Below are 10976 nucleotides of genomic sequence, written 5' to 3'. Positions count from 1 at the left end.
GTTCACTATCTGCTCGGCCCCCCCCCCCCCCGCCCCCGGGGGGGGGGTGGGGGGGGCGGGGGGCTCCCCCTCCCACTTCACCCCCCCCCCCCCCCCCCCGTGGGGGGGGCGCCGCGCGGCGGGCCCCGGCCGCGCGGCGCCCCCACCTCGGGTCGTGGGCGAGGATCTAGAAGTCGTCGTCGAAGCCGACGGACCCCTCCACCGCCACCTGGTAGGCGGAGGGGCGGCGCTCGAAGAAGTTCGTCAGCTCCTGCACCCCCTGGAGCTCCATGAAGGAGAACGGGTTCTCGGAGCCGTAGAGCGGCGGGAAGCCGAGGCGGGTGAGCCGCTGGTCGGCGACGCACTCCAGGTACTGGCGCATCGACTCCGTGTTCATACCGGGCAGGCCTTCGCCGCACAGGTCCCGGCCGAACTGCAGCTCCGCCTCGACGGCCTCCTTCAGCATATCGGTGACCTGCTGCCGGAGCTCGTCGTCGAAGAGGTCCGGCTCCTCCTTGCGGACGGTGTCGACGACCTCGAAGGCGAAGTTCATGTGCATCGTCTCGTCACGGAACACCCAGTTGGTGCCCGTGGCGAGGCCGTGCAGCAGACCGCGCGAGCGGAACCAGTAGACGTAGGCGAACGCGCCGTAGAAGAACAGGCCCTCGATGCACGCGGCGAAGCAGATGAGGTTCAGCAGGAAGCGGCGGCGGTCGGCCTTCGTCTCCAGCCGCTCGATCTTCTCCACCGAGTCCATCCACCGGAAGCAGAACTGCGCCTTCTCGCGGATCGAGGGGATCTCCTCGACCGCGTCGAACGCCGCCGCCCGGTCGTCCGGGTCGGGCAGATAGGTGTCCAGCAGCGTCAGATAGAACTGGACGTGCACGGCCTCCTCGAAGAGCTGCCGAGACAGGTACAGCCGCGCCTCGGGGGAGTTGATGTGCTTGTACAGCGTCAGCACCAGGTTGTTGGAGACGATCGAGTCACCCGTCGCGAAGAACGCCACCAGCCGGCCGATCATGTGCTGCTCACCCGGCGACAGCTTCGCGAGGTCGGCGACGTCCGAGTGGAGGTCGACCTCCTCGACGGTCCAGGTGTTCTTGATCGCGTCCCGGTAGCGCTCGTAGAAGTCCGGGTAGCGCATGGGACGCAGGGTCAGCTCGAAGCCCGGGTCGAGCAGGTTCTTCTCGTTGTTCGTGGTGCTCATCACTGGCAGGCCTCGCAGGACTCGGGGTTTTCGAGGGAGCAGGCGATGGCGTCCGCGTCGGGGGCGGCGGCCTGCTGTACGGGGATGGGGGCGGAGGCGGCGGCCTTCCCGGACGCCGCGCGGGCGATCCGGGTCGCCGGGCGCGACCGCAGGTAGTACGTCGTCTTCAGCCCCTGCTTCCAGGCGTACGCGTACATGGAGGAGAGCTTGCCGATCGTCGGCGTCTCCAGGAACAGGTTGAGCGACTGGCTCTGGTCGAGGAACGGGGTACGGGCCGCCGCCATGTCGATCAGGCCGCGCTGCGGGATCTCCCACGCCGTGCGGTACAGAGCCCGCACGTCCTCGGGGATCCAGGCGAAGCCCTGCACGGACCCGCTCGCCTCGCGCAGCGCCTCGCGGGTGCGGGCGTCCCAGACGCCCAGCCGCTTCAGCTCGTCCACCAGGTAGGCGTTGACCTGGAGGAACTCGCCGCTGAGCGTCTCGCGCTTGAAGAGGTTGGAGACCTGCGGCTCGATGCACTCGTACACCCCGGCGATCGAGGCGATCGTCGCCGTCGGCGCGATGGCCAGCAGCAGGGAGTTGCGCATCCCGCTCTTCGCGACGCGGGCGCGCAGCGCGTCCCAGCGCTCCGGCCAGTGCAGTTCGGTGTCGTAGTGGTCGGGGTGCAGCACGCCGCGCGCGGCACGGGTCTCGGACCAGGCGGGCAGCGGGCCCGACCGCTCGGCCAGACCGCAGGAGGCCTCGTACGCGGCGAGCATGATCCGCTCGGAGATCTTCGTGGAGAGCGCGCGGGCCTCGGGGGAGTCGAAGGGCAGGCGCAGCTGGAAGAAGACGTCCTGGAGGCCCATCGCGCCCAGACCCACCGGGCGCCAGCGGGCGTTGGAGCGCCCGGCCTGCTCGGTCGGGTAGAAGTTGATGTCCACGACCCGGTCGAGGAAGGTCACCGCAGTGCGGACGGTGGCGTCCAGCCGCTCCCAGTCGATCGAACCGTCGGCGACGAACGCGCCGAGGTTGACCGAACCGAGGTTGCAGACGGCCGTCTCACCGTCGTCGGTGACCTCCAGGATCTCGGTGCAGAGGTTCGAGGAGTGCACGACGCGGCCCGGCTCCGCGGTCTGGTTCGCCGTGCGGTTGGAGGCGTCCTTGAACGTCATCCAGCCCTGCCCGGTCTGCGCGAGGGTGCGCATCATCCGGCCGTACAGCTCGCGGGCCGGCATCGTCTTGCGGGCCAGCCCCTTCGCCTCGGCGGCGCGGTACGCCGCGTCGAACGCGTCGCCCCACAGGTCCACCAGCTCCGGGGCGTCCGCGGGGGAGAACAGCGACCACTCCGTGTCCGCGTCCACGCGGCGCATGAACTCGTCCGGGATCCAGTGCGCGAGGTTGAGGTTGTGCGTACGCCGCTGGTCCTCTCCGGTGTTGTCGCGCAGCTCCAGGAACTCCTCGATGTCCGCGTGCCAGGTCTCCAGGTAGACAGCGGCGGCCCCCTTGCGCCGGCCCCCCTGGTTGACGGCGGCGACCGAGGCGTCCAGCGTCTTCAGGAACGGGACGATGCCGTTGGAGTGCCCGTTGGTCCCCCGGATGAGTGAACCCCGGGCGCGGATACGGGAGTACGAGAGGCCGATGCCGCCCGCGTGCTTCGAGAGGCGCGCCACCTGGTGGTACCGGTCGTAGATCGAGTCGAGCTCGTCCAGCGGCGAGTCCAGCAGGTAGCAGGAGGACATCTGCGGGTGCCGGGTGCCGGAGTTGAAGAGGGTGGGGGAGGACGGAAGGTAGTCGAGCCGGCTCATCAGTCCGTACAGCGCGGCGACTTCGCCCAGGGCGCGCTCGGAGGTGTCCTCGGCGAGACCGGCGGCCACGCGCAGCATGAAGTGCTGCGGCGTCTCGACGACCTCCCGTGTGATCGGGTGGCGCAGCAGGTACCGGCTGTGCAGCGTCCGCAGCCCGAAGTAGCCGAAGCGGTCGTCGGCGCCGTCGGTGAGGGCCTGGTCGACCAGGGCGTCGAGGGCGGCGGCGTGCAGCGTGACGAACTCGGCCGTCCGGTCCGCGATCAGGCCCTCGCGGTGTCCGACGGCGACCGACGCCGAGAAGGAGACGGCCCCCTGGCCGGCGGCCTCGTCCGCGATGGCCAGGGTGAGGAGCCGGGCCGCGAGCCGGGAGTAGGCCGGGTCCTCGGAGATCAGGCCGGCGGCGGCCTCGGTGGCCAGCGAGCGCAGCTCGGCCTCGTCCGACCGCGCGTTGCGGCCGCGCAGCGCGGCGGCGGCGACCCGTCCGGGGTCGGTGTCGGGCAGATCGGCGGTGAGACCGGTCAGGGTCCGCAGGAGTGCGGTCCCGGGCGCGTCGGTCGTGCGGCCTTCGAGTTCCGCGGCTGAAACCGGGTCTGCTGGCGCGATGGTCACTGGGGCTATCCCTCGCTCGGCTCAGGGCCTGCGGGAGCGGGGCAGCCGGACACGACGGCACCCGGGAAGGGGGGCACGGCGCACGGCGTCCACCGGCCCTCCGCGGGGCCCGGACGTCTCTGCGTCCGGTTCGGTCGAGCCGGACGCGCTGCCGACAGGTCTTCGGACTCCGCGATGCGCGAAAGCGCACCGATCACACCGTTGCGGGACAGTTCCGGATTCGCACCGGATTCCCCTGCGGCGACAGCGAGGTCGAGCATACATGTGGGGGCCGCTGGTTATGGCAGCCCCCAGATGTAGTGTCGTGCTGGGTCAGAAGGCCAGGCGGAACGTCAGGAGGGTGAAGCCCGGCACAGGGCTCCAGTCCCGCTCAGGCGTCCGTACGAAGCCCAGGCGGCGGTAGATGCGGTGGGCGGCCTCCATGGACGACTGGGTCGACAGGACGATCCCGGAGAGCCCCTCGGCGGCACGTGCGCGGTCGACACAGGCCTGCACGAGCGCCTCGCCTGCACCGCGGCCACGCGCCTTCGCGGAGACGGCCAGCATCCGGAACTCGGCTTCGTCCTCCCCGGCGATGTCCGCCCAGGGGCTTCCGGGCGCGACGTACGTGACCCCGCCCAGCACGCCGTCGTCGGCGTCCGCGGCGACCAGCACCAGGGCCTCGGCGGCCCGGCGCCCGACGGCGCGAAGCTGTTCCAGATAGGGGTCGTCGGCGTCGAAGTCCAGCAGCCCGTCGTCGAGGTACGCCTGGGCGGTCATCTCACCCAGGGCCTCGTGCTCCTCGGTGCGGACCGGTCTGATCGAGACATCCATGGGAGCCAGTCTGCACCGGCCCGCGGGCCGGGCGCACGGCCTTTCCGAGGCGGCGCCGACATGCTCCGGCCCACGCGCGCGGACGTCCCGGCGGGGAGACCCCGCCGGGACGGACGACGCGAGGCCTACGCTCGTTGCAGCGGTTCCTCGTCCCCGGGGGCGCCCACCGTGGCCGGCGGGAGTTCGGCCTTGACGCCCGGGTCGCCGACGTCGGCCGTGTAGTCGGACGGAGAGGTCTCGTCCACACCGGCCGGGGCCTTCAGCGCGTTCAGGACGAAGGTCAGCACGACCACGACGACGATGTTCAGCACGATCGCGGTGAGACCGATGTAGCCGATCTCGCCGATGCCCGGGATCTCCTTCGAGGACCCGCCGAAGTGCTTCTGGGTCGGGCTGGCGACGCCGTACGCGGCCACCGTGCCGTAGATCATGCCGACCGCCCAGCCGGCGATGAGGGCCCAGCGGTGGAACCACCGGGTGAACAGGCCGCCCACCAGGGCCGGCATCGTCTGGAGGATCCAGATGCCGCCCAGCAGCTGGAAGTTGATCGCCACCGTCTTGTCCATGGTGAGGACGAAGGCGAGCGCACCGACCTTCACCAGCAGCGAGACCAGCTTGGAGACCTTGGTCTCCTGCGCCGGGGTCGCGTCGGGCTTGATGAAGTCCTTGTAGATGTTGCGGGTGAAGAGGTTCGCCGCGGCGATCGACATGATCGCGGCGGGCACCAGGGCGCCGATGCCGATCGCGGCGAAGGCCACGCCCGCGAACCAGTCGGGGAACATGTTCTCGAACAGCTGCGGGATCGCGAGCTGGCCGTTGTCCACCTTGATGCCGGCGGCGATCGCCATGAAGCCGAGCAGGGCGAGCAGGCCCAGCATCAGCGAGTACAGCGGCAGGATCGTGGTGTTGCGCCGGATCACCTCACGGCTGCGGCTGGAGAGCGTCGCCGTGATCGAGTGGGGGTACATGAAGAGCGCCAGCGCCGAGCCGAGCGCCAGCGTGGCGTAACCCCACTGGCCCATGTCCCCGGGGACGAGTGCTCCGCGCGGCTTGCCCGTCGCCTCGTTGGTCTGGGCGAACGCCTCGCCCGCCTTCGCGAAGATGTCGTCGAAGCCGCCGAGCTTGATCGGGATGTAGATGATGGCCACCGCGATGACCAGGTAGATCAGGCCGTCCTTGACGAACGCGATGAGCGCGGGTGCGCGCAGCCCCGAGGAGTACGTGTACGCGGCGAGGACGGCGAACGCGATCAGCAGCGGCAGGTCCTTGACGAACCAGTGCGTGTTCTCGCCGCCGCCGACGCCCATGACGTCCAGCACGGCCTGGATGCCGACGAGCTGGAGCGCGATGTACGGCATGGTGGCGAGGATGCCCGTGAGGGCGACCGCCAGCGAGAGCCCCTTCGAGCCGAACCGGCCCCGGACGAAGTCCGAGGTGGTGACGTAGCCGTGCTTGTGCGAGACCGACCACAGGCGCGGCAGGAAGGTGAAGATCAGCGGGTACACGAGGATCGTGTAGGGGACGGCGAAGAAGCCGGCCGCGCCCGCCGCGTAGATCGCCGCGGGCACCGCGACGAAGGTGTACGCCGTGTAGAGGTCGCCGCCGAGCAGGAACCAGGTGACCCAGGTGCCGAACGACCTCCCGCCCAGCCCCCATTCGTCGAGGCTCGCCTCGTTCTCGGCCTTGCGCCAGCGCGCCGCCATGAATCCGATGACCGTCACGGCCAGGAAGAAGAAGATGAACACGGCGAGTGCCACGCCGTTCACGCCGTCCTTCATGCGGACGCACCCCCCTTGCGGGCGCGCTGGTCACGCTGCCACAGCTTGTACGCGATCATGGTCAGCGCGGTCGAGACGAGCACCCAGAGCATCTGGTACCAGTAGAAGAACGGGATGCCGATGAAGGTCGGTTCGACCTTCGCGTACGAGCTCACCCAGAGCATCGCCACGAACGGGGCGATCAGGCAGAGCGCGATGACCACCCTGGCGGGTGTCACCGCCGGTGCTGCCGGTGGGTTCGCATCGGTTTCTTCTGGCATGTGGCGACTCCGTCCCCTCGCTGATCACCTGGTGTAATGCGCAGGAAATCTAGGCGAGAGGTCCGCCCACCGTCACCCCCCGTCCGCATTGCGGTCCTGCAACGGTCCGGTGTCGCCCGAAATGACTGATCCCCCTGTCCGCACAGGGGGATCGGCCGCGCCGGAGGTCCGGGACGTCTAGTCGGTCGGACGCTTCAGACGGGCCACGAACTTGTACCGGTCGCCCCGGTACACCGAGCGCACCCATTCCACCGGTTCGCCGTGTCCGTCGATCGAGTGCCGGGACAGCATGAGCATCGGGAGACCGACGTCCGTGCCGAGCAGTCCCGCCTCGCGCGGGGTCGCGAGCGAGGTCTCGATGGTCTCCTCGGCCTCGGCGAGCCGCACGTCGTACACCTCGGCCAGGGCGGTGTAGAGGGAGGTGTACTTCACCAGCGAACGGCGCAGCGCGGGGAAGCGCTTGGCCGACAGGTGCGTCGTCTCGATGGCCATCGGCTCGCCGCTGGCGAGCCTGAGCCGCTCGATGCGCAGCACCCGCCCGCCGGCCGTGATGTCCAGCAGCCCGGCGAGGGTGTCGTCCGCCGTGACGTAGCCGATGTCCAGCAGCTGGGAAGTGGGTTCCAGACCCTGGGCGCGCATGTCCTCGGTGTACGAGGTGAGTTGCAGGGCCTGGGAGACCTTCGGCTTGGCGACGAAGGTGCCCTTGCCCTGGATGCGTTCCAGCCGGCCCTCGACCACCAGTTCCTGGAGGGCCTGGCGCACCGTGGTGCGCGAGGTGTCGAACTCCGCGGCCAGGGTCCGCTCGGGCGGCACAGGGGTGCCGGGCGGCATGGTGTCCGTCATGTCGAGGAGGTGGCGCTTGAGCCGGTAGTACTTCGGGACGCGTGCCGTACGCGCACCCGTACCCGTACCCGTCTCGCTCGTACTGCTGCCCCCGTCGGCACCCATGGCCCGCCTTCCCGACTGCTGCGTTGCTGCCGTCACCGGCTCCTCCGTCTGTCGCGGCTCACATGGTGGCACGGTCCGGTCACGGCTCGTCGCCCTCCCTCAGGTGTCGGTCCGATAACGGACGCGAGTGCACTTCTTATACACCCTTGACACCCCTAAAGGTCTAGGCCAAGCTCCCGGTACTGGTCTAAACCATTAAAGACCAGGTCCCAGCCCCACAGGTAGCGCCGGCGTACGTCTTCGCGGTGGGCGGGGGGTTGCTGGTATCCCTGAGGAGGGTGTGGCATGAAGCGCAAGCTCATTGCGGCAGTAGGCGTCGCAGCGATGATGACCGGAATCGCGGCGTGTGGTGGGGACAGTAATGACAACGCCTCGAAGGACCCGAAGGACCGTACCGAGAGCCTGACGGTCTGGCTCATGGTCGACGCGCAGAGCACCTGGCCGGAACTGGTCAAGGACGTCAACGCGCAGTTCAAGAAGAAGTACCCCAAGGTGAAGGTCGACGTCCAGTACCAGCAGTGGGCGGACAAGGCCAAGAAGCTCGACACGGCCCTCGGCGGCGACAAGTTCCCGGACGTCGTCGAGCTCGGCAACACCGAGACGATGCAGTACATCCTCAACGGTGCGCTGGCCGAGATCGACCCCAAGAAGTACGACAACTCGGACACCTGGATCAAGGGTCTGAAGGACACCTGCACCTTCGAGGGCAAGCAGTTCTGCGTGCCCTACTACGCGGGCGCCCGTGTCGCGATCTACAACAAGGACATGCTCAAGAAGGGCACGGGCAGCGATGTCCTCCCGCAGACCGAGGACGAGCTGCTCGCCGCACTCGACAAGGTCTCCGCGGAGTACAACAAGAAGGACAAGCGCTTCTCGTCCCTCTACCTGCCGGGCCGTTACTGGTACGCGGCCATGTCCTACGTCGCGGGCTACGGCGGCTCCATCGCCGAGTACGACGAGGGTGCGAAGGAGTGGAAGGGCAACCTCTCCTCCCCCGAGTCCCAGAAGGGCATCGAGCACTTCGTCAACCTGGTCAAGAAGTACAACAAGGCCGACCAGACGAAGGACGAGCAGGACCACGCCAACGTCATGGCCAACGAGAAGGCGGCCCTGATCTACGGCAACGGCTGGGAGGCCGGCTCGGTCGTCGACGGTGCCAACAACGGCAACCCGAAGCTCGAGGGCAAGATCGGAACGGCCGGCATGCCCGGCCCGGACGGCAAGGCGCTCCCGTCCTTCATCGGCGGCTCGGACCTCGCGGTGACCGCCAAGTCCAAGGTCACCGACCTGGGTGAGGAGTGGGTCTCGCTCTTCACCAGCGAGAAGTCGCAGGAGGTGCTCACCTCCAAGAACATCCTCCCGAACAACGAGAAGCAGCTCGAGCCGCTGAAGTCCAAGCCGGAGACGGCCGCCGTCGCCAACGCCGTGCCGGACGCCTGGTTCACGCCGATCGCGCCGGGCTGGACCTCCATCGAGAAGGAGGAGGTCCTGGAGAACATGCTCCTGGAGATCCTCAAGGGCACCTCGGTGGCCGACGCCGCCAAGAAGGCCGACGAGAAGATCAACGAGCTGATCAACAAGTAGTCACGAGCCTTCGGCTCTCCAGGCGGGGGCCCGGCGAACACCGGGCCCCCGTCCCTTTCTTAGGTTGAGAACGCCGTGATTCCCGGGTAGAGACCCCGGGAGTCCCGATGGAAGGTCAGTCACGTGACTGCTGCCGACACCAAGGCCGCCGGTCCACCGGTCCCCGTACCGAGTGTCCCGGAGAAGACCGGGACCTCGCCCTCCCCGCAGGAAGCCGCCGGGCCGCGCCCGAAGAGACAGCGGAGGAAGGGAGAGCTGCTCCCCTACCTCCTGATCCTGCCGGCGATCCTGGCGATCGCCGCCGTCTACGTCTACCCGCTGGTCAAGACCGTGATCATGTCCTTCCAGGACCTGGGGCGGGCGGCACTCTGGGGCAACGGCGAGACCCCCTGGGTCGGCTTCGAGCAGTTCACCAACATCCTCGGCGACCCGGACTTCTGGGCCGTCGTCGGCCGGACCGTCGTCTTCATGACCATCTGCGTCGTGCTGACGATGGGCATCGGCCTGCTGATCGCCCTGATGATGCTCCGGGTCTCCACCTGGGTGCGCATCGTCCTCACGGTGGCGCTGATCGCCGCCTGGTCCATGCCGCTGATGGTCGCCGCGTCCGTCTTCCGCTGGCTGTCCGACTCCGACTACGGCCTCATCAACACCCTGCTCGCCGACATCACGGGCGACGAGGACCGGTGGCTCGGCCACAACTGGTTCCTCGACCCCTGGCAGGGCTTCGGCATCATCACGCTCCTGGTCGTCTGGGGCGCCATCCCCTTCGTCGTGATCACGATGTACGCGGCTCTCACCCAGGTCCCCAAGGAGCTGGAGGAAGCGGCCTCCCTCGACGGCGCCACGGCGTTCGGGGTCTACCGCTACGTGACCTGGCCCGTCATCAAGCCGGTCTTCACGATGGTCGCCACGCTCTCGGTCATCTGGGACTTCAACGTGTTCGGCCAGATCTGGCTGCTGCGCGGCAACAAGCCCGAGCCCGACTACGAGACCCTCGGCCTCTACTCCTTCTCCAAGGCGTTCGAGTCCACCTCGTTCAGCCAGGGCAGCGCGATCGCTCTGATCACCGTCCTGATGCTCTCCGGTGTCGCCGTGTACTACCTGCGCCAGCTGATCAAGACGGGAGAGGTCGAATGAGCGCCTCCACGACCACGAACGCGCCGGCCCAGGTCCTGAGGCCCGACCGCAAGCGCAACCGCCTCGGCTACAACGTCCTGGCGCTGGTCACCGCCGCGCTGATGGCCTTCCCGGTCTACTGGCTGATCGTCAGCTCGCTGCGTCCCAACCACGAGATCCGGTCCTACGACCAGACGCTGTGGCCGTCCTCCCTCACCTTCGACAACTTCGCGCGAGCGGTGAAGCAGGACAACTTCGCCACGGCGATCCAGTCGAGCCTCATCGTCTCGGTCACCGCCGTCGTCGGCGGGATGATCATCGCGACCCTCGCGGCGCTCGCCATCGGACGTTTCCGCTTCTTCGGGCGGAAGGCGCTGATGATGATCATGATCCTCGTCCAGATGCTGCCGCCGACCGCGATGCTGATCCCGATCTACCTCCAGCTCAACGCGCTGGGAGGCATCGACGAGTACTGGGGACTCATCGTCGTCTACCTCGTGTCCACGCTGCCGTTCGCGACCATCATGATCCGCGGATTCGTGATCAACATCCCGGTGGAGCTCGAGGAGTCCGCGATGGTGGACGGCTGCACCCGCATGGGGGCCTTCCGCCGGGTCATCTTCCCGCTGCTGGCACCGGGACTGGCCGCCGCGTCCATCTTCGCGCTGGTCAACGCGTGGAACGAGTACCTCTTCGCGTACATCCTGATCAACGACAACTCCAAGTACACGCTCAACGTGTGGCTCATGACCTTCACCACGGAGCGCGGAACGGACTACGGCGCCCTGATGGCGGCCTCCACACTCATCTCCATCCCGGTCGTCATCTTCTTCATGATCATCCAGGGGAAGATGGCTACGGGGCTCACCTCCGGCGCCGTGAAGGGATAACG

General features: G+C 68.3%; 9 protein-coding genes and 1 riboswitch. Of the genes, 3 read left to right on the top strand and 6 right to left on the bottom strand.

The features are described 5' to 3' along the window. Window positions 1-166 precede the first annotated feature (166 nt). The 6 genes from ACFC51_RS02550 to ACFC51_RS02525 form a co-directional block, all read right to left on the bottom strand. Entirely contained in the window at window positions 167-1186 is a 1020-nt protein-coding gene (locus ACFC51_RS02550) for a ribonucleotide-diphosphate reductase subunit beta (RefSeq protein WP_376377133.1), read from the bottom strand. Further along, window positions 1186-3582 (bottom strand): ribonucleoside-diphosphate reductase subunit alpha, encoded by a 2397-nt coding sequence (locus ACFC51_RS02545; RefSeq protein WP_376377131.1) that lies wholly within the window; start codon window positions 3580-3582, stop codon window positions 1186-1188. The genes ACFC51_RS02550 and ACFC51_RS02545 overlap by 1 nt, the downstream gene beginning before the upstream one ends. A gap of 135 nt (window positions 3583-3717) precedes the next feature. After that, a riboswitch (cobalamin riboswitch) is annotated at window positions 3718-3854 on the bottom strand. 40 nt (window positions 3855-3894) lie between these two features. Next, complete coding sequence (locus tag ACFC51_RS02540; protein ID WP_376526637.1) at window positions 3895-4395, bottom strand: GNAT family N-acetyltransferase; 501 nt, start codon at window positions 4393-4395, stop codon at window positions 3895-3897. Window positions 4396-4520: 125 nt separating this feature from the next. Beyond that, complete coding sequence (gene mctP / locus ACFC51_RS02535; RefSeq protein WP_376377127.1) at window positions 4521-6173, bottom strand: monocarboxylate uptake permease MctP; 1653 nt, start codon at window positions 6171-6173, stop codon at window positions 4521-4523. Beyond that, window positions 6170-6433, bottom strand: a complete 264-nt coding sequence (locus ACFC51_RS02530; protein ID WP_376377125.1) for a DUF3311 domain-containing protein — start codon at window positions 6431-6433, stop codon at window positions 6170-6172. The genes mctP and ACFC51_RS02530 overlap by 4 nt, the downstream gene beginning before the upstream one ends. 177 nt (window positions 6434-6610) lie before the next feature. After that, complete coding sequence (locus ACFC51_RS02525; RefSeq protein ID WP_376377178.1) at window positions 6611-7381, bottom strand: GntR family transcriptional regulator; 771 nt, start codon at window positions 7379-7381, stop codon at window positions 6611-6613. Between the two features lie 285 nt (window positions 7382-7666). On the opposite strand from ACFC51_RS02525, the gene ACFC51_RS02520 reads away from it, so the two are divergent. The 3 genes from ACFC51_RS02520 (at window position 7667) to ACFC51_RS02510 (ending at window position 10974) form a co-directional block, all read left to right on the top strand. Beyond that, a complete protein-coding gene (locus ACFC51_RS02520; RefSeq protein ID WP_376377123.1) occupies window positions 7667-8965 on the top strand; it encodes a sugar ABC transporter substrate-binding protein in 1299 nt (432 codons plus the stop codon). Window positions 8966-9088: 123 nt separating this feature from the next. After that, window positions 9089-10105 (top strand): carbohydrate ABC transporter permease, encoded by a 1017-nt coding sequence (locus ACFC51_RS02515; RefSeq protein WP_376377121.1) that lies wholly within the window; start codon window positions 9089-9091, stop codon window positions 10103-10105. Beyond that, window positions 10102-10974: a carbohydrate ABC transporter permease gene (locus tag ACFC51_RS02510; RefSeq protein WP_376377119.1), complete on the top strand. Its 873-nt coding sequence runs from the start codon at window positions 10102-10104 to the stop codon at window positions 10972-10974. Before ACFC51_RS02515 ends, ACFC51_RS02510 begins: the two co-directional genes overlap by 4 nt. Window positions 10975-10976 lie beyond the last annotated feature (2 nt).

This window comes from Streptomyces sp. NPDC055962, assembly GCF_042270185.1.
In the GTDB taxonomy this organism is placed as follows: Bacteria; Actinomycetota; Actinomycetes; order Streptomycetales; family Streptomycetaceae; genus Streptomyces.
The sequence above is the reverse complement of the archived record's forward strand: the minus strand, read 5'-3'. Positions and strand labels throughout refer to the sequence as shown.